Here is an 18441-nt window from a genome sequence, read left to right as displayed (position 1 = left end):
GTGGAATAGCCCCCCGCGGCAATCACCGGCACCCGCACCGCATCCAGCACCTGCGGCAGTAAAATGGTGCTCGGCACGCCCCCGGTATGCCCGCCACCCTCGCCGCCCTGTACGGTGACCATGTCTGCGCCCAGTTCCACGGCCTTGAGTGCGTGTTTAAGCGCACCCACGGTGGGAATGCACAACACCCCGGCCTTTTTGAAACGCCCGATGGTCTGGCGGTCGGGGCCGCGGCCATAGCTGACGGCTCGCAGGCGGTACTTGATGGCCAGGTCCACGCACTGCGCGGCGTTTTCCTGGAACATATGGAAATTGAGGCCGAAATTACTCCCCCCCGTGGCCTCGATCACCCGCAGGATTTGGCCCTCCAGCTGATCCGCCGCAATGGTCGCTCCGGCCAGAAAACCGAAGGCCCCCGCACGGGTACTGGCGATCACCAGATTGGCGTCCGCTACCCAGCCCATCGCGGTTTGCACTATGGGGTAACGGCAGCCCAGGGCATCGGTCAACGCCGTTTGCAGATAGTCACTCATCCACGCTCTCCCGCAGCACTCTTGTTCGCTTCAATCATGGCTTTTGCGTCATAGCCGCCCAGCTTGTCCCCGGACAGCAGCTCGTTATGGCTATGGGCGAAGTGATGCCAGGCAAAGACCGCGTCCATCGCCGTACGCTTGCCCTGCAAATCCTCGACGTGATTGATCGCCTGCTTGGTCAGGGCCAGGCCCATCCGCGGCTGTTTGGCGATGGCCGCTGCCAGCGCATAGGTACCGGCCTCCAGCCCTTCGCGGGTAAACAGGCGATTGACCATGCCCATCTGGTAGGCGCGTTCGGCGCTCATGCGATCGCCGGTAAACAGAAACTCCTTGGCAATGCGCGGGTTCAGTTCATAGGGGTGGGCAAAATACTCAACCCCCGGAATGCCCATGCGTACCACCGGATCCTGAAAAAAAGCATCGTCACTGGCCACGATCAAATCACAGACCCAGGCCAGCATCAGCCCGCCGGCAATGCACGCCCCCTGCACCATGGCAATGGTCGGCTTGGGCAGTTCGCGCCAGCGCCGGCACATGCCCAGGTACACCTCTTGCTCGCGGGCATAGAGGTACTCGCCGCCCGGCTTGTTGGTGTGGTCCCACCACAGGCTGGCGCGCTCAAACTCCTTGTTGATATCGCGCCCCGGCGTGCCGATATCGTGCCCTGCGGAAAAATGCTTGCCATTGCCGCGCAGCACAATGACCTTCACCGCATCGTCATTGACGGCACGGCGCAAGGCGTCGTCCAGGGCGTAGGTCATCTGTGAGTTTTGCGCGTTATTGACGGTCGGCCGGTTCATGGTCAGCGTGGCGATACCATCGGCCACCCCATAAAGCACCGGGTCCTCGGTTTCATACACAGCGGTGTCAGCCCGCTGCACAAATTCGCTGTCGCTGCTCATAAGAACTCCTGGCCATCAGGCCTGACGAATGCCGGGCGGGTTGCCCTTGAGCGCAGAGGCGCGATAGTCATGGGGATCGAGGCGGCGGATCAGCGCCAGCTGCTCCGGCGTCGGCGCCACGGTCTGCTTGAGGTCGGCGGCCTTGAGCAGCGGGAAGCCGGTTTTCTCCTGTACCTCTTCAAAGCTCACGCCCGGATGCAGGGAACGCACCTGCACGGCCCGGTCCGGTCCGCCGAAGTCCATCACACACAGGTCGGTGACGATCAGGCGGATGTCCATCAGGTCGCTGCGCATGCCCTCTTCCCAGCGCTCGGGCTTGAAGCCGACACCCGAGACCATGTCCACTTCCCCTGCGACAAACGCCCGGGTGTTGTGCGACGGCACGAAGAACGAGTTGATATGGTTGATGCTGTTGCCCGGCAAACCGCGCACCCCGAGCATTGCTACTTTGGGCTTTTGGTAGTCGCCAATGCACGACAGGTTGGTCTGGCCCCAGCGGTCGATCTGGGTCGGACCGATCATGGCGTGGCGACGCCCGCCCCACACGCACTCGAACACCCGCTCGAACGACAGATAGCCCGAATAACGCGGTACAAAATCTCCACGCGGCCCCAGGGGAATAGGCTCTTCCACCAGAAATGCCTCGCTGTCGGTCATCAACAGTTCCGGGCTATGGGTCAGTTTGGCCAGGCTCGCGCCCAGGCGCGGGATTACCCCCAGGCCCGAAGCAATCACTTCGCCGTTACCGCGCCAGGCTTCACAGGCGGCCACGATCAACAGTTCAGCCAGGGTAAATTCGCTAGTAGCAGTCATGTCCACACTCCTCAAAACACGGGCAGCGGCAAAGCGCTCAATCGATCGACCCCGCCATTGCTGGCCTGGTAGGCGCTTTCGCCCGGGGTCACAAACTCGGCTACATAACCTTCCCAGCCACCTTCTTCGGCAGCGCTGGCGCTGTAGCGTTTCAAGTGGCTAAGGTCCCAGCCGTAATCGGACGGGCAGGCTGTCGGATGCGCACCAAAGGGTGCATGCACCACGCCGCTGACCAGATAACGTTCGAAGGTGTTGAAGCGGGCCTGGGCGGCATCCAGGTTCAAGCGCTCCTCGATCCGCTCACAGGAGACAAAACAATGTTTGGCGGCACGGGCATACAAATGATCGAAATAAGGATCGGGGCCCGTTACCAGGGTATTGCCCAGGCGGTCGGCAACGTTGACGTGCAAAAAGGCGATATCCAGATTCAGCGCCGGCATGGCCAGCAACACCTCGCCATCCGCATAGGGCGACTGCACCTGCTTGATCCCGGGGTTCAGGCGGCTGACATCGGTGGCCAGGCCACAACGGGTCGGCAAGAACGGCAGACGCATGCCGGCGGCCCGCAGGCCCCATTGCAGCATGCCCTCGTCCAGTTCCATCAGCTCCAGTTCTCCGGCCTCGCGAGCCTTGCGAAAGTAGGCTTCGAGCGGGATGGCATCGAGGGTGGCAAAGCCGAAAATCAGTTTTTTGACCTTGCCGGCAGCGCAGAGCATGCCGACCTCGGGACCGCCATAGGCGACCACGGTGAGATCCTTGACGTCAGAACGCAGGATCTCGCGCACGATCGCCATGGGCTTGCGCCGCGGGCCCCAGCCGCCGAAGCCGATGGTCATGCCGTCGCGCAGTTGGCCGACCACGTCTGCCGCTGTCATTTGCTTGTTCATGTAGTGCTCCTTACGACTGTCCTGCGGAGAAGTCATGGCCCCACAGGCTTACCCGGGTGAATTCAAAAGCGCTGTGGTCCTGCCAATCCACCAGCAAGCCGCCATAGCCATACTCCAGGTCAAAACCTGAAGGGGTTTTCATATAGAAAGAGGTCATGCGGTCATTCAGATGCTGGCCGAGGGTGGCCGACAGCTGTACGTCATGCGCGATGCGCCGGTCATGGGCGCGGCCCACTTCGGTCATCGACTCGACTTCGACCATCACATGCACGCAGCCGGACGGCACCGGGTACTCGGCCAGGGCCAGGCTGTGGTGACGGCTATTTTTGCAATGCAGAAAATGGATGCGGATCGGTGGGGCCGAAGGATCGGGACGGAAGTTGAAAATATCCGACAGTTCAAAGCCCAGCACATCCTTGGCAAACGCCAGGGTGGCATCGAAATTTGGCGCGGGCAGTACGGTGTGGCCCAGGCCCATATCACCGGTGACAAAACCCGGCACTCCCTGGGGCGAGACAAAGGGCTGGCAATCGGAGCGATGGCCCCAGCTCAATTCATGGCGGTTACCTGAAGGGTCGGTAACGTGCAGCAGTGCTTGCACACCACGCTGATCGCACTGTTCGGCGCTGCCCAGGCGCCAGTTGACGTCGGCCTGATCCAGCACTTCGATCGCGGCGTTGAAAGCCTTTTCGCCGGCCAGCTCCCAACCGGAAGCCAGATACCGCGACTCACCGCCCGGCACGATAAGCATGCGATACGGACGCTCATCCATCTTCACGTACAAGCCGCCGGCGGGTGCTTCGCTGACCATCATCCCGAGCACGTCTTCGGCGTAACGCTGCCATTGAACGGGATCTGCAGACTCTGCAACGAAGTAGCTCAAACCACGAATGTCGATCATGTGCCTGCTCCTCAATGCCTGTATTTATTGGCTTGGAGGAGTATGGGAAGGATGGGGGTGGGGTTCATCGTCCGTTGAGACTAAAGCGCTCAGGTGGGGCGCCTTAAACCGGTGGGAGCGGGCTTGCCCGCGATGCAGGCGGCGCGGCGTGTCATTAAAACCGCATCGATAGCATCGCGGGCACGCCCGCCCCCACAGGGCATCACATATACAAAATCACCAGCTCATTGATCACCGACGGCCGCTCGCTGCCCAGCACATGGGTATTGAGTTCCAGGGTCAGCTGAGTACCGCTTCTGACCCGCTCTACCCGCTTGACCCGGGCCCGCGCATGGATGGTCGAGCCCGCCGGCACCGGTGCCGGGAAGCGCAGGCGATCCGAACCATAGTTGACCATATTGGTGAACCCGGTGATCTCGTAACCCAGGTTGAGTTTCATCCGTGACTGCAGGATCTGCACCAGCGCACCGTGGGCGATGGTGCCGCCAAACGGGCTTTGCTTGCGCGCACGTTCCGGGTCGGTGTGGATCCAGTAATCATCCCCGGATAACTGGGCAAAGCTGTCAATCAGGCCCTGATCGACCACCACCTGGTTGCTCCACGGGCTGAACTCGTCGCTGACCAGCGCCTGCAGGCCCTCTTCGTCATCCAGGGCAATCTGGCGCACTGGCACTGCGGTTTCTGGCACCGGTTGCTCAACCGTACGCAGCGTCTTCAACGCCTCGGCATCCTTGTCCAGCCCGGTAAAACGCAGCAGCCGGTTGCCCTTGGCATCGACCTCGGCAAATACCGGTTGCAGGCGCATGCCCACTTTCACTTCAGACTCGTCCAGCCCGACCAGATTGGTATTGATGCGTACACCCTGATCCAGCTCGACCACCGCCAGTATCTGCGGCATTTCATCGGCAAAGTCCGGCAGGGTCGCGATGCGTGTCACGGTAAAGCTGTACAGCGTCGCGCCACCACTGACTTCACGCCAGGTCAGGGCATGGGTAAAGCACGCCGGGCAGTGCCTGCGCGGGTAAAACACCCAGTGGCTGCATCGTTCACATTGCTGAATCAGCAGGCGCTCGGCCTTCAGGCCTTCCCAGAACGGTGCAGAAATCTCGGTCGGAACCGGCATTGGTTTGTTGTTCGACATCGGATTTATGCTCCCTGAAGTATCAATGCGCCCTGCTCACTCATCACCCCACCGGTGCCTGAGACATATACCGTGTCGCAGCGTTTGAGCTGGCGCTCGCCCGCTTCACCGGCAATTTGCGTCACCGCCTCGATCACCTGGCTCATCCCCCCCGCCGCGCCGGCCTGGCCAAAGCTGAGCTGGCCGCCGTGGGTGTTCATCGGGAAATCGCCGCGCCAGGTCAGGTCGTGTTCACGGACAAAGTTCATGCCTTCGCCCTTGGCGCAAAAACCTGCGTCTTCCAGGGTCAGCAAGGCGGTGATGGTGTAGCAGTCGTAAATTTGTGCCGCATCCACATCGGCCGGTTTGAGCCCGGCCATTGCGAATGCGCGCTGCGAGGCAGGCCCGATAGGTGTGTGCAGCATGTCCTGGGCATAGGACGGCGACTTGAACGCCAGGTGCTCGCCGAAGCCGGTGATCCACGACGGCCGCTTGCGCGCCCGTGCTGCCACCTCTTTGGAGGCGATAATCATCGCGGCGCCACCGGCCACCGGCATGACGATTTCCAGTACATGCAGCGGGTCGGCAACTTTTTTACTGGCCAGCACTTGCTCGATGGTCAGCGGCTGGCCGTAAAACATCGCTTCTGGGTTGTACTGCGCATTGGTGCGCTGATCGACCGCGATTTTTGCCAGTGCCCGCGGGTCATAACCATATTGCGCGGCATAGCGCTGGGCGATCATCGCGTAGCCGGTGTTCTGGCCCATATGCCCGTACGGCAAGTCGAACTCGGCTTCGGGTGCACCGAATGCCGTGCTGTGGCCGCCAAAGCGCATGGCCCGGGCCATCCAGCTGGCGTCCTCATCCGGGCCCATGGGTGCCATGCGCGCGGGCAGCACACACAGCACCGCCTGGCACAAACCCAGCTCAATCGCAGCGGCAGCGCGCCAGACCATGCCCACCGAGGTACAGCCGCCAAGGTCGACCACTTCGGCAAAATTCAGGCGCAAGCCCAGGTACTCGGCGGCCATGGCCGGGACGAACACTGAGGCTTCATGAAAATGCGGGCCATTGATCACCAGCCCGTCGAGATCCGATGCCTGCAAGCCGGCATCCTGTAACGCCCGGGCCGCCAGGTCAGCCACTTGTTCCAGATGGAACATGCGCGGGGCCGTGGCGTATTTCTCCGGTTTGTACTGAGCGCTGCCAACAATGGCGGCATGACCTTTAAGACCCATGGTTTTCTCTCTTTAAAAGTGCAAATCAGGCCGTTCCGTGGGAGCGGGCTTGCTCGCGCTGGCACCGACGCGGTTCTGCTGCAAAACCTCAGTGCCTGTATCGCGAGCAAGCCCGCTCCCACACAGGGGCAGGCAAGTCGTCAGAACGTGTATTTCATCGAGAACGTGGCGTAGTCACGGTCTGCCAGCGGGCGGTAGATCGGGTCGGGGGAGCCCAGGTACCCGATATACCTGAGGGATACTTCCAGGTTGCCCAGGTATTTGAAGGTGGTACCCGCACTCAGGCGCCTGTCCCCCGCCACCCCGGCAATGGTTCCCGACATCGGTGCCGCACCGCTGAATACGTTGGAGAAGGTGAACGGCACTTCAAGGTCCCAGCCCTGGAATACGCCCGGGTAACTGAACGAGGCGCCCACGGTGTAAGCGCTCGAAGAGCGGGTACGCCAGGCCGTGGCCGTTTTGTAGGTGTACTGATCGGACGGTTGCACGGACGGCACCAGCGACGGCAACAGGCCCACACCTTCAAGGTTCGGCGCGGCAGAGGTTTCGTCGGCGTGGTCGGCACGCACCGTGACAAACTCACCGGTCAGGGTGGTCTGGCTGGCCCAGGGGCGGTCCCCCAGGATGCGCATGGCCGACAACTGGAACTGTTGGCCCTTACCCTTGGCCGGCACCGGGCCCAGACCGGTATTGACCATCACCGGAGCACCGTCGCGATAAGACCACTCCGCACCAAGCTGGTACTCGCCAAGCTTGGTGGTGGCACTGATACCGGTGAGTTTGATGTCTTCAAAATATTTGACCCGGTAGCCGTTGGCCTTGTAAGCCAGGCCACCGGGGCCTGCCGGTATCGGGTCCCAGCCCACCAGCGCAGTGGCCGGGTTTTTGTCGTGGTACACAACATGGAACAGCGATACTTCGAGGTCGGTAATCGGCCTGTAGCGGACCTGAGCACCCCACTGGCCGCTGTCGCGCGGCTCGTCGGTGCCCAGGTAAGGCACCTTGTTGGCGCCCATATACAAAAATTCGCGGCCCGGGCCGATCACGTCGGAAGTCGACAAAAAGCTGCCCACCGGCGGCAGTTCGGTGCCCTTCCACTCGTACTGCACATAACCGCCCAGGGTAATTTGCGGGTTGATCCGGTAAGACGCCGAGAACTGCCCCACCGGCAGCAGCACCTCTTTGACCTCAACCCCCGGCTGCGCGGCCTTGACCGCATCGGACGGGTTCTGCACGCCGTTGACGCCAGGGTAGTAAAGGCTCTCGCCCCATGACTCGATATGCCGACCCGCTTTTACGTCGAGCATGGTGTCGTTTTCAAAACGCCAGCCGCCAAACACATAAGCGTCGAGCAGGCGCGTGCGGCCACCGCTGTAGTAGCGGGTGTCACTGGTGAACTCGTCGTTGTCGCCGTATTTGTTGACGGTGGCTGGTGAATCGTTGTCATTCTTGCGGTGATACACATCGTCGTAAAAGGTACTGGCGCGCACCACCGCACCGTAGTTGTCTTTGCGCAGGATCATTTCGCCCAGCGCGCCCACCCGGTTGGTGGTGAGGCTGTGCTGATCAAAGTTGCGGTTCGGATCATCGACGTTGACCCCCATCAACCGGCCGCTGGGATTGCCCAGCCGCGTACCGATGCCATAGCTGGTGGTGACCGACCAATCAATCGTGGTGCCGTCATCGAACTCGATGGTGTCCCCTGCCCACAGCGGGCTGCAGACCAGCGCCACGGCAACGGCCAGGCCACTGGCCTGGAAGTTGTGCGGGCGCTGCCCTGAACAATTATTGTTATTTTTATTGATCACTCTGCCTCTCCTGATTAGCGACTCGGTGGCCGCTTCGATGGGTTCAAGCGTCATTGCGTTGTGTTCAAAGCAACTCAAGCGGGTCGAACTTCACGACTCCTGTCGGGGCCTGTCGATAACGATGCAGCCCTCCTTCTTCCTCACGAACGAGCGCCCCCTCGGCCATAAGGTAATTGGCATGCGCCAACGTCTCGCCTAGCGCCATCAGCTCGTCGAAACGGCCTGACAGTTTCTTGAACAGCACCCCCATCATTTCCAGCCCGGTGCGCGGTTGTTCGCACGCTGCCAGCAACTGCTGCAAGTGCTGGCGATGGTGGTCGCGCAACTGGTCCAGGCGCAGATGCAGGTTGTAAAACGGCCGTTCATGGGCCGGCAGCACCAGTACGTGGTCGGGGATCGTGCGCAACCGTTCGATCGAGTCCAGCCAGTCCCGCAAAGGGTTGGCCTGAGGCTCGCTGACATACACGGCAATGGTGGAAGTGATGCGCGGCAACACCTGGTCGCCGGAGATCAGCAAACCATCGTCCGGCGCATACAGACAGGCGTGTTCCGGTGAATGACCGTTCCCCATCACCACCTCCCAGCGCCGCCCGCCGATGGTCAACTGGCTGCCCTGGTTCAGCCGGGTAAACCCCGCCACCAGTTGCGGGCGAAAGTGCTCGCCCTGGATCAGCGGCAGCAACGCCGTCGCGCGCTCGGCGCTGAAGCCGGCCTTTTGATAAAAATCCAGAAACGCCCAGTCCGGTGCCGTCGCTCGCGGCGGGCCATGGTGCAGCGCCTCGAACTCGCCATGGGTCATCAGCACCGGGCAACGAAATCGCTCGGCCAGCCAGCCCACCACACCGGTGTGGTCACTGTGAAAATGGGTGCAAATGACCGCCTTGAGGGGCAAGCCAGCCATGGCTTCGACAAACACCTGCTCCCACACGGCGCGACATTGATCGCTGTTCAGCCCGGTATCCACCGCCACCCAGCCGTCACCGTGACGCAGCAGATACAGGTTGATGTGATCAAGGCCAAACGGCAGCGGCATGCGCAGCCAGAGCACGCCCTCGGCCACTTCCTGCACCTGGCCGCTGGCCGGGGCCTGTGGCCAGGGGTAGCGCAGGCCGTCACGCCATTGATGGCCTTGAGCGTCGAGTTCATTCATGGCCGGCACCTGCAAACGGCAGCAGACCGTTACGGGCCAGCACTTGCAGGGAGTACGGCTGATAGGTGCGGCTACTTTCATCGCGCACAAACAGCGGATCGGCAAACAACTGCGGCGCGTAACCCTGACGCTGCAAATCAACCTTGCGCAGCTTGAAGGTGCTGGTCAGGTCCGCCGCCAGTGTTACCCGTACAAACACCGGCGCGGCATAACGCGGCAAACGGGTTTGCGTCAGCTCATAAAAAGCCTGCGGGTCAAAGCTATGCCCGGGCTGCATCAAGATCGCCGCCATCCCCGCACGGCCTTCGTGTTCAGGTACCTGCACGCCGTACACGTTGATCAGTTCAAGCCCCGGCATATCACTCAGGGTGTCGGCCACTTCCAGGGTCGAGACGTTCTCGCTTTTCCAGCGGAAGGTGTCGCCGATTCGGTCGACAAAATAGAAATAGCCGTCGTCGTCATAACGCAGCAGATCGCCCGAACTCCAGTAAGCATCACCACGTTGAAACACATCGCGGCGGATCTTGCTCTCGCTGGCCGCAGTACTGGTGTACCCCTCGAAACGCCCACCGCCTATCTGCGGGTGATCAACGATAAAGCCCATTGCCTCGCCGATTTCTCCCGGTTGGCACAACTGGTAAAAACCGTTTGCATCCCGCGGATGGCTGTCGCTTTCCACGTCGTAACGCACCAGGCGCAGATTGGTGCGGCTCCAGTCCGGCACGCGACCACAGGAGCCCACATAGTTGTCGACATTGATCAGGTTGGCGTTGGCTTCGGTGGCACCCCAGCCCTCGAACACCTGGATCGGGCCAAAACGCTCCAGCCAGCGCTGCCAGGATTCAGGCGTGAGCCCGGCACCGAGCATATGGCGCAAACTGTGCTCGCGCTCACCGGTCACCACTGGCTGGTTGAGCAGGTAGCGACAGATCTCGCCGATGTACTGGAACACGGTAATGCGGTTGCGGCGCACATCCGGCCAGAACTCACGCACGCTGAACTTGCGCCGCAACACAATGCTCGCACCTGCGCGCAGTGCCGTGGACGTCACCGAAGTGGCCGCCGCGCCGTGGTACAGCGGCAGGCAGCAGTAAAATACGTCGTCACAGGTGGCCCCCAGGGTGACTTCCATCACGTCACCCGAGGACAACCAGCGCATATGGCTATAGCGTGCCGCCTTGGGCAGGCCGGTGGTGCCCGAGGTAAATATCAGCAGCGTGGTGGTTTCGGCCGTAATCGCCGCACGCACGTCACGGGCGAAGACCGTGGCCGGGGCAGCGGCGACGTGCTGTTCAAAGTCAATATCGACAATGGCCGGCAGCTCGCCGCCAAAGGGGTTCAGTGCATCGTTGACCAGCCACAGCGGGACATCGGGCAAACCTTGAGTGCCCAGCAGATTGGCCAGGCACTCTTCCCCCACCACCACCGCCCTGGCCGCCGTGGATTGCAAGGCATGCACCAGTGGCTTGCCACTGACCTGGGTGTTGATAAACGCCACCACCACACCGAGCTTGACCAGCCCGAACCAGCTGTAGAAGAACTGCGGACGGTTCTCCATGGCAATCGCGCACACATCCCCGGGGCGCAGGCCCTTGGCGTAAAACACATGGGCCATGCGATTGGCCTGGGCTTCTACGGCGGCGTAGGTGACACGCTGCTCGCCGTCGATCAAAAAAGGCCGATCGGGGAATGCACGGGCCTGCCCTTCAAGACGGTCGGCCAGGGTATACAGGTCCGCCGGTTTGATCTGGCCGCTGGCCGCAGAACGCAAATCCAGCAGTGCCTGGGTCTGATCACGGGGCACGGGCTGTTGTCTGACTGCCGTCAGGGTGCTGATGCGGGACATGTCGTTCATGGCGCCACCGCCTCGGCCAGCGGGTAATCGCTGTAGCCTTCCGGGCCTGGTGAGTACAGGGTCTTGCGGTCGAAGCGGGCAAGGGGCAAGCCCTTGCGCAAGCGCTCGACCAGGTCCGGGTTGGCAATAAAGTGCCGGGCAAACGACACCGCATCGCCCTGCCCGGCCTGCAGCGCGGCTTGTGCCGATTCGCCGTCAAAACCGTCATTGAGGATCAGGCCGTTGCTGCAATGACGCTGGGCCAGGGCAAAGGCATCCAGTTCCGCCAGCGGTGAGCGCATGATATGCACATAAGCCAGGCCCATCGGCTCGGCGGCCTTGCACAGGGCAACTGCGGTGGCCAGCGGGTCTTCGTCATCGATATCGTTGAACGGATTGCCCGGGCACAGGCGCAAGGCGACACGCCCGGGGCCAATAGCCGAAGCCATCGCTGCCAGCACCTGCTGCGGGAAGCGCACGCGATTTTCAACACTGCCACCGTACTGGTCTTCACGCCGGTTGCTGCCCGAGGCCATGAATTGCATCGGCAGATAACCGCTGGTGCAGTGCAGCTCGACGCCATCAAAACCGGCCTGGCGTGCATTGAGTGCGGCCTGGCGGTAATCTTCGATGACCTGTTCGATGTCGTGCGGCGACAAGGCCTGCGGCTCGTCGGTATCGACCATCCCGGCAGTGTCGGTAAACAGCTGGGTGCGGGCGCGCAAGGCCGACGGCGCTACCGTGGCGGCGCCTGCCGGTTTGTTGTGGGCGCTGGCTGCACGCCCCACATGCATCAGTTGCAGCACAATCAGGCCACCTTCGGCATGCACTGCATCGGTCACGGCTTTCCAGGCGGCAATTTGTGCCGGGGAGTAAATCGCCGGGGTGCGACAGTAGCCCAGGCCACTGGCCGACGGCGCCGTGCCTTCGGCGACAATCAACCCGGCAGAAGCGCGCTGACGGTAATACTCGACCATCTCGGCCGTCGGCACCCCGTGTTGATCGGCGCGGCTGCGGGTCATGGGCGCCATGACGATACGGTTGGCCAGTTCAAGCTCACCCAGGCGCACGGGTTCAAACAGAATGCTCATGGTATTTCCTCAGCGCACGCGGATTTTCGGTGCGCCAGCCCCACGGCGCAGGGTGGCAAGAAAGTGCTCGAGCGGAGCCGCTGTCGCCACTTGCGGCAGTTGCTCCTTGTCCGGGCGGCTGGCCCAGAACTCGGTCCACGACGGGAACAGATCGTGAAACGTACCGGCGTAGGGTTCGCGCCCCGGCCAGCGCATTTTTTGCGTGCCGATCGGCGGTTTGTTGAGGTCACTGGCGTACCAGTAGCACGGCAGGCGACGGCGGAAATACCAGCGCCCCTGCATGCGCTCATAGTCATCCCAATAGAGCATTTGCATGGTCACCCACTCGGGGCCGGTCTCGTGCTCGTTCTTGGAATACACCACGCCCACGGCATGGTCCGGGTCGGTGAACTCGATCAGGTGCTGGCCCAGGTGATGGGAAGTGCCGTGAAACTGGTCGCGTAACGTGTCGTCGACCCAGGCCTTGAGGTGCGCACGCCCGGTTTTTTCGCGGCCTACGCGAATGTCTTCGGCAAACAGATTGACGTGGGCATCGAGGTCACGCATGTCCAGCGACAACGAATATTTACCAGCCAGCTGGCGGATCTCATCAATCGATTCCAGCCGATCGAGACGGGCTAACAAAGCGCTCTGTTCCATAAAAGGGTCCTTATTCCAATACCGTGTACAGCTCACTGCTGCGTCCGCCATCCACCGGCAGGCAAGCACCGGTGATGTATGAAGCTTCGTCACTGGCCAGGAACAGAATGGCGTTGGCCACTTCCACCGGCTGGCCGACGCGCTTGAGCGGGATCAGTTTTTCGGTATTGGTGCGCGTCTTGTCATCGGTGAGCATGCCTGCCGTGGCCGGTGTCTCGACCACACCCGGGCTGACCACGTTGCAACGGATGTTGTGGCTGGCACCTTCACTGGCCGCAGCGCGGCTGAAGTTGATCACCGCGGCCTTGGCCGCCGAGTAACCGGCCATCCACGGCGTACCGAACTGCCCGCAGATCGAGGCCAGGTTGATGATCGAACCGCTGCCCTGGGCGCGCATCAGGCCCATGGCCGTGCGTGTGCCCCAAAAGGTGCCGTCCACCGTGGTGGCGAAGTTCGAATGCCAGTCAGCGGTCGAGGTGCTGTCAATCGCGCCCCAGCTGTAGGCCATGGCGTTGTTGACCAGAATATCCAGACGGCCGTGGCGCTGTGCCGCCTCGCTGATGGCGCCGACATAAGCGGCTTCATTGCTGACATCGGCCACCGCGCATTCGGCGCGGCCGCCGCTGTCACGGATCTGTGCCGCTACGGCTTGCAGCGGCTCGATGCGTCGCCCGCACAACACCACCAGCGCGCCTTCTTCGGCAAAGCGCAACGCCGTGGCCGCGCCGATGCCTGAACCGGCGCCGCTGATAAAGGCAATTTTGTCTTGTAAACGAGTACCCATGATCTGCTCTCCCATTGCTGTGCGCGGCACTCAGATAAACGCCATGCCGCCGTTGACCGCGAGGTTCTGACCGGTGATGAACGCTGCGTCATCACTGGCCAGAAAGGCCGCGACGCGAGCGATTTCATCGGTTTCACCCATGCGACCCAAGGGGATGGCCTTGAGCATGCTTTGCATCCAGTCGTCCGGGATGTCAGCCATCATCGGCGTGTTGGTCGGGCCGGGAACGATGGTGTTGACCCGTATGCCGTTGCCGGCCAGTTCGCGCGCCATACTGCGGGTCAGGCCCATTACCCCGACCTTGGCTGCACAGTAATGGCTCGGACCTTCGCCGGTCAGGGCGGCGGTGCTGGAGATATTGATAATCACGCCGGGCGTGGCAGCGGCGAGCATCAGCTTCACCGCTTCTCGGCTGCAGAAAAACGGCCCGGTCAGGTTGACCCCGATCACTCGTTGCCAGTGTTCGTCCGGGGTTTGTGCGAAGGCATCGATGGAGCCGATACCGGCATTATTGACCAGCACATCGAGGCTGCCGAAATGTGCATGCACGGCAGCCATCGCGGTGGCGACCGAGTCGCTGTCAGCGACGTTACAGGACACTGCCAGGGCCTTTTCGCCCAGCCCTTCAATACTTTGACGCGCGGCATCGAGGTTGATGTCGGCGGCGACCACCTTGGCCCCCTGCTCGGCAAAGTGACGAACAATCGCTCGTCCCATGCCCTGGCCTGCACCGGTTACAAACGCCACTTTGTTAAGCAATTTCATCCTGTTCTCCCACCTGCCCGAAGTCGGCCCGCCGGTAAGCCCGGACGGTGTATGGGAGCAATCATTGACTGCGGCTAAAAGCTGAACATCGTCCGATGGGACTAAGCAGCTCAAGAGCGGATGACGACCGTAGCAGCTGACGTGCAGCCTAGTTCCTACGGCAGCTGCAGAAACACTGCAACTGTGGGAGCGAGCCTGCTCGCGAAGGTCGTTCGCGAGCAGGCTCGCTCCCACAATAGGGCTTGACCTGCAACAGAGTATCTACAGCTTTCATCCCCAGAGAGATTCTGTGCATGACCGGCTGGTCTAAATGGACGATGTTCCTCCAGCCGGTTCGTGGAATAACTCACTCACTAGAACAAAAACCGGGAGACCCGTCGTGTCCATACCCTTGCGCCCCACCTGGCGAACCCATTACGCACTGGGCGTTTTGGCAGCCATCTATATCTTCAACTACATAGACCGGCTGCTGATGGCCATTTTGATCGAACCGGTGAAGGCCGAGTTCGGCATTTCCGATACCGGTATAGGTCTGCTTTCAGGTGTGACCTTTGCCGTGTTCTACACCCTTTTCGGCTTTCCGCTGGGGCGCCTGTCCGATCGGATCGGGCGCAAAAAAGTCATCGCCTTCAGCTGTATTGCCTGGAGCGTCATGACCATTTTCTGCGGCTTTGCCGCCAGCTTTACCATGCTGGTGATCGCCCGGATCGGGGTCGCTATCGGCGAAGCCGGGGGCACCGCGCCGTCAATGGCCATGGTCTCGGACCTCTACCCGCCCGACCGCCGCTCGACCGCCCTGTCGGTATTGATGCTGGGCTCAAGTCTGGGGGCGATTTTCGGCCTCGGTCTGGGCGGCTGGATTGCCCAGCATTACGGCTGGCGTTTCGCTTTTGTGGTGATCGGCGCACCGGGAATTTTGCTCGGATTGATCCTGCTGTTTACCGTGCGGGCACCCAAGCCGGCGATGCTGGTCAGCCCCAATCTGGTCGCGCAAGACCACTGGCTGGTCACGGTTCGCGAGTTGTTCCAGACACCGTCCTTTCTCTGGCTGGTGTGCACCGGCGGCTCGGCGGCCATTGCCGGTTATGCCATCGGCACCTGGAGCCCGAGCTTCCTGATCCGCTCCCACGGCCTGAGCCTGCAGGACGCGGGCCTGCTGGCCGGGGTCGCAGGCGGTGCCGGGGCAACCATCGGCACCCTGACCTGCGGCATTTTGTGTGATCGCCTGGTACGTCGCGACAAGGGCTGGCAAATCGGGGTGCCGCTGCTGGGCACGCTGATCAGCATCCCGTTCGGTCTGGCGTATTTCCTCTGGCCAGTGGGCACTGCATTTTATATGGGCAGCACACCCATGCCGACCGCGTTTCTGTTTTATTGCGTATTCAGCTTTTTTGGCACCTGGTGGGCAACGCCCTGCCTGGGCGCCATCTCCCATCTGTTTCCAGCCACCCGCCTGGCCCAGGCCACTGCAATTTTTGTAATGGCCATGACCCTGCTCGGGGTCGGTGTCGGGCCGCTGCTGATCGGCATGCTCAGTGACGGCTTTGCCCATACCCTGGGCAACGAAGGCCTGCGCTATGCCCTGGCTTCCTGTATCTCGCTGCTGGTTCTGGCCTCTATGTTTCTGGCCATGGCCTTGCCGCGCTACCGCAACCACCTGATGAACAAGACCCCGACCCCAGCACCGCTGGCTGACGCGGCCACTGCCTGACAACTGGAGATTGAGTGATGACCGAACAAGACCTTCCCCTGCCCATCGGCCACTTTGTGACACTGGACAGCGGCCTGCGCCTGCACTTTCTCGACGAGGGCAGCGGCCCGGTCGTATTGTGGTTGCACGGCAGTGGCCCGGGCGCCAGTGGCTACAGCAACTTCAAGGGCAACTATCCGCAGTTCGTGGCTAACGGCTTTCGCAATCTGATGGTGGATTTTCCGGGCTTCGGCCGCTCCGACAAACCGGAAGATGTGAACTACGACCTGGCGTTCTTCGTCAACGCCATGTCGGGCTTTCTCAAGGCAGTGGGGGTCAAGCGCGCCACCTTGCTCGGCAATTCCCTGGGCGGTGCGATTGCCCTGGGCCTGGCGCTGGCTGAGCCGGAGCGCGTCGAAAAACTGATTCTCATGGCGCCAGGCGGTGTTGAAGAGCGCGAAACCTACTTCAAGATGATCGGCATCCAGCGCATGGTCGAGCTGTATAACGCAGGCCCGCTGGGCATCGAGCAAATGCGCCGGATCATGAGCCTGCAACTGTTCGACACCGCGCTACTGGACGACAACCTGCTGGCCGAGCGCGTGGCCGTGGCCGTGCATCAGCCGCGCAATCTGTTCAGCACCATGATGGTGCCCAACATGACCGAGCGCCTTGAAGAGCTGCAGGCACCGATCCTCGGGTTCTGGGGCACCGACGACAATTTCAACCCCGCATCCGGCGCGCTTAAAGTGCTGACCCACGCTCCCAATGCGCGTTTTATCATGCTCAATCAGTGCGGCCACTGGGTACAGGTCGAACACCGCGACATGTTCAACAAGGCGTGCCTGGAGTTCCTGCGCGGCTAACCGTATACCTGCATGACCTGCGGCTGCCTGCGGGCGGCCGTAGCCCTTCCAGACACCCGCTCGGGCTGAAATAACAATGACAAAATACCCTCAGTTACTGGCACCCGGTCGCATAGGTTCTCTTGAACTGCGCAACCGCATCATCATGGCGCCCATGGGCTCCAACTTCGCCGAGGCCAATGGCCAGTGTGGCGAGCGCATTCAGGCCTATTACGAAGCCCGCGCCCGTGGCGGCGCCGGGCTATTGATCATGGGGGTGTGCTCGGTGGCGTTTCCGGCCGGGACCGCCGAGCCATTCCAGGTCGGCGTTTCCAGCGATGACTTTATCCCCGGTTTGAGCCGACTCGCCGAGCGCGTCCATCAGCACGGCGCAAAAATTGCCATGCAGTTGCAGCACGCCGGCAAGACGGCAGTGCGCGACATGGCCGAAGGCCGGCAACTATGGGTGCCCTCGGTGCCGCCGGTGCTGCAAAGCGACATGATGGCCGCGCTGACGCCCGAAGAACTGGCCAACTTTGTCAGTTCCATGAAGCGTCGCGCCGAAGGCTCACCGATCCGTGTAATGGACAGCGCCGATATCGCGCAGATGATCGAGTGGTTTGCCAGTGCCGCCGACCGCGCCAGGCGAGCGGGTTTCGACGGTGTGGAAATCCACGCGGCCCACGGCTACATCATCGCCGGTTTCCTCTCCGGCTATTACAACCAGCGTGAAGACGAGTACGGCGGCTCGCTGGAGAACCGTGCCCGGCTGCTGCTGCAAATCATCGCTGCAATACGGGCCAAAGTCGGCCATGAATTTGCCGTATGGCTGCGCCTGGATGCCGAAGAACTGCACACCCCCGGCGGCATCAATCTTGAGGATGCCATCGCCGTGGCAGGCATGGCCGAGGCGGCAGGTGTAGATGCGGTCAGCGTATCGGCCACTGCGCGCATCACCAGCGGCGTGGTGTTTACCGAGGCACCACTGGTGCACAAGCCCGGGGGGTATCTGGAATGGACCGCTGCGCTCAAGCGTAGCGTGCAAGTCCCGGTGATTGCCGTGGGGCGGATCGAGCCGGAGGTCGGTGAAGCCGCCCTCAAGCGCGGCGACTGCGACTTCATTGCCATGGCCCGCAAGTTCCTCGCCGACCCGGACCTGCCCAACAAATTGCTCAACGACCAGGAAGCGAGTATCCGCCCGTGCATTTACTGCTACGTGTGCGTGAGCCAGATTTTTATCAACGAGCGGGTCAAATGCGCGGTCAACCCCATGACCGGCCATGAGTTCGAATACGTCATCGGCCCCACTGCCACACCCAAGCATCTGGTGGTGGTGGGAGCCGGGCCTGCCGGGATGGAAGCCGCACGCATCGCCGCGTTACGCGGCCATCGCGTGACCCTGCTCGAGCGCAGCGACCGCCTCGGTGGCACGCTGTTTTTC

Annotated in this window: 17 protein-coding genes; 3 read left to right on the top strand and 14 right to left on the bottom strand. The window is 61.8% G+C overall.

Annotation, left to right across the window (positions count from 1 at the left end):
- From GHO03_RS19935 to GHO03_RS19870, 14 genes are all read right to left on the bottom strand, one after another.
- Window positions 1-533: nitronate monooxygenase (locus GHO03_RS19935; RefSeq protein WP_178110342.1), on the bottom strand; the 533-nt coding region annotated here is incomplete at its 3' end.
- Complete coding sequence (locus GHO03_RS19930) at window positions 530-1435, bottom strand: enoyl-CoA hydratase (protein ID WP_095000413.1); 906 nt, start codon at window positions 1433-1435, stop codon at window positions 530-532. The genes GHO03_RS19935 and GHO03_RS19930, both read right to left, overlap by 4 nt.
- A 15-nt stretch (window positions 1436-1450) precedes the next feature.
- The gene (locus tag GHO03_RS19925) at window positions 1451-2248 is read right to left on the bottom strand and encodes a CoA-transferase subunit beta (protein ID WP_095000414.1); all 798 of its coding nucleotides are present in this window, start codon (window positions 2246-2248) and stop codon (window positions 1451-1453) included.
- Window positions 2249-2259: 11 nt separating this feature from the next.
- Window positions 2260-3135: a CoA transferase subunit A gene (locus GHO03_RS19920; RefSeq protein ID WP_153400394.1), complete on the bottom strand. Its 876-nt coding sequence runs from the start codon at window positions 3133-3135 to the stop codon at window positions 2260-2262.
- A gap of 10 nt (window positions 3136-3145) precedes the next feature.
- The gene (locus tag GHO03_RS19915; protein WP_095000416.1) at window positions 3146-4036 is read right to left on the bottom strand and encodes a VOC family protein; all 891 of its coding nucleotides are present in this window, start codon (window positions 4034-4036) and stop codon (window positions 3146-3148) included.
- Window positions 4037-4238: 202 nt separating this feature from the next.
- The gene (locus GHO03_RS19910) at window positions 4239-5177 is read right to left on the bottom strand and encodes an OB-fold domain-containing protein (protein ID WP_095020036.1); all 939 of its coding nucleotides are present in this window, start codon (window positions 5175-5177) and stop codon (window positions 4239-4241) included.
- Between the two features lie 5 nt (window positions 5178-5182).
- On the bottom strand, window positions 5183-6394 hold the full coding sequence (locus GHO03_RS19905; protein WP_095000418.1) for a thiolase family protein: 1212 nt from the start codon (window positions 6392-6394) through the stop codon (window positions 5183-5185).
- Window positions 6395-6534: 140 nt separating this feature from the next.
- Window positions 6535-8202, bottom strand: coding sequence for a DUF1302 domain-containing protein (locus tag GHO03_RS19900; protein ID WP_095023571.1), 1668 nt, complete (start codon window positions 8200-8202; stop codon window positions 6535-6537).
- A gap of 64 nt (window positions 8203-8266) precedes the next feature.
- Window positions 8267-9352 carry an MBL fold metallo-hydrolase gene (locus GHO03_RS19895; RefSeq protein WP_153379326.1) on the bottom strand — a complete coding sequence of 362 codons (1086 nt, stop codon included), beginning with the start codon at window positions 9350-9352 and terminating at the stop codon, window positions 8267-8269.
- The gene (locus tag GHO03_RS19890) at window positions 9345-11207 is read right to left on the bottom strand and encodes a long-chain-acyl-CoA synthetase (protein ID WP_153400393.1); all 1863 of its coding nucleotides are present in this window, start codon (window positions 11205-11207) and stop codon (window positions 9345-9347) included. The genes GHO03_RS19895 and GHO03_RS19890 overlap by 8 nt, the downstream gene beginning before the upstream one ends.
- A complete protein-coding gene (locus GHO03_RS19885; RefSeq protein WP_095000422.1) occupies window positions 11204-12277 on the bottom strand; it encodes an alkene reductase in 1074 nt (357 codons plus the stop codon). Before GHO03_RS19885 ends, GHO03_RS19890 begins: the two co-directional genes overlap by 4 nt.
- A 9-nt stretch (window positions 12278-12286) precedes the next feature.
- Window positions 12287-12916: a nuclear transport factor 2 family protein gene (locus tag GHO03_RS19880; RefSeq protein ID WP_095000423.1), complete on the bottom strand. Its 630-nt coding sequence runs from the start codon at window positions 12914-12916 to the stop codon at window positions 12287-12289.
- Window positions 12917-12926: 10 nt separating this feature from the next.
- On the bottom strand, window positions 12927-13700 hold the full coding sequence (locus GHO03_RS19875) for an SDR family NAD(P)-dependent oxidoreductase (protein WP_095020040.1): 774 nt from the start codon (window positions 13698-13700) through the stop codon (window positions 12927-12929).
- 30 nt (window positions 13701-13730) lie between these two features.
- Window positions 13731-14465, bottom strand: a complete 735-nt coding sequence (locus GHO03_RS19870) for an SDR family NAD(P)-dependent oxidoreductase (RefSeq protein WP_153400392.1) — start codon at window positions 14463-14465, stop codon at window positions 13731-13733.
- A gap of 379 nt (window positions 14466-14844) precedes the next feature.
- On the opposite strand from GHO03_RS19870, the gene GHO03_RS19865 reads away from it, so the two are divergent.
- From GHO03_RS19865 to GHO03_RS19855, 3 genes are all read left to right on the top strand, one after another.
- The gene (locus GHO03_RS19865) at window positions 14845-16176 is read left to right on the top strand and encodes a spinster family MFS transporter (protein WP_372241771.1); all 1332 of its coding nucleotides are present in this window, start codon (window positions 14845-14847) and stop codon (window positions 16174-16176) included.
- A gap of 17 nt (window positions 16177-16193) precedes the next feature.
- Window positions 16194-17021: an alpha/beta fold hydrolase gene (locus GHO03_RS19860; RefSeq protein WP_153400391.1), complete on the top strand. Its 828-nt coding sequence runs from the start codon at window positions 16194-16196 to the stop codon at window positions 17019-17021.
- 76 nt (window positions 17022-17097) lie between these two features.
- On the top strand, window positions 17098-18441 hold a 1344-nt coding region (locus tag GHO03_RS19855; RefSeq protein ID WP_153400390.1), incomplete at its 3' end, for an FAD-dependent oxidoreductase.

Source organism: Pseudomonas sp. FSL R10-1339 (assembly GCF_009600545.1).
Taxonomy (GTDB): Bacteria; Pseudomonadota; Gammaproteobacteria; order Pseudomonadales; family Pseudomonadaceae; genus Aquipseudomonas; species Aquipseudomonas bubulae.
Note: the sequence above shows the minus strand (reverse complement) of the source record. Positions and strands in the feature narration are given on the sequence as shown.

Excerpts from the sequence above, each read along its gene's own strand:
- GHO03_RS19885 (WP_095000422.1), bottom strand. The coding sequence starts at position 12,277 with ATGAGCATTCTGTTTGAACCCGTGCGCCTGGGTGAGCTTGAACTGGCC.
- GHO03_RS19895 (WP_153379326.1), bottom strand. The coding sequence starts at position 9,352 with ATGAATGAACTCGACGCTCAAGGCCATCAATGGCGTGACGGCCTGCGC.
- GHO03_RS19925 (WP_095000414.1), bottom strand. The coding sequence starts at position 2,248 with ATGACTGCTACTAGCGAATTTACCCTGGCTGAACTGTTGATCGTGGCC.
- GHO03_RS19920 (WP_153400394.1), bottom strand. The coding sequence starts at position 3,135 with ATGAACAAGCAAATGACAGCGGCAGACGTGGTCGGCCAACTGCGCGAC.
- GHO03_RS19890 (WP_153400393.1), bottom strand. The coding sequence starts at position 11,207 with ATGAACGACATGTCCCGCATCAGCACCCTGACGGCAGTCAGACAACAG.
- GHO03_RS19880 (WP_095000423.1), bottom strand. The coding sequence starts at position 12,916 with ATGGAACAGAGCGCTTTGTTAGCCCGTCTCGATCGGCTGGAATCGATT.
- GHO03_RS19875 (WP_095020040.1), bottom strand. The coding sequence starts at position 13,700 with ATGGGTACTCGTTTACAAGACAAAATTGCCTTTATCAGCGGCGCCGGT.
- GHO03_RS19870 (WP_153400392.1), bottom strand. The coding sequence starts at position 14,465 with ATGAAATTGCTTAACAAAGTGGCGTTTGTAACCGGTGCAGGCCAGGGC.
- GHO03_RS19910 (WP_095020036.1), bottom strand. The coding sequence starts at position 5,177 with ATGTCGAACAACAAACCAATGCCGGTTCCGACCGAGATTTCTGCACCG.
- GHO03_RS19915 (WP_095000416.1), bottom strand. The coding sequence starts at position 4,036 with ATGATCGACATTCGTGGTTTGAGCTACTTCGTTGCAGAGTCTGCAGAT.
- GHO03_RS19905 (WP_095000418.1), bottom strand. The coding sequence starts at position 6,394 with ATGGGTCTTAAAGGTCATGCCGCCATTGTTGGCAGCGCTCAGTACAAA.
- GHO03_RS19860 (WP_153400391.1), top strand. The coding sequence starts at position 16,194 with ATGACCGAACAAGACCTTCCCCTGCCCATCGGCCACTTTGTGACACTG.
- GHO03_RS19930 (WP_095000413.1), bottom strand. The coding sequence starts at position 1,435 with ATGAGCAGCGACAGCGAATTTGTGCAGCGGGCTGACACCGCTGTGTAT.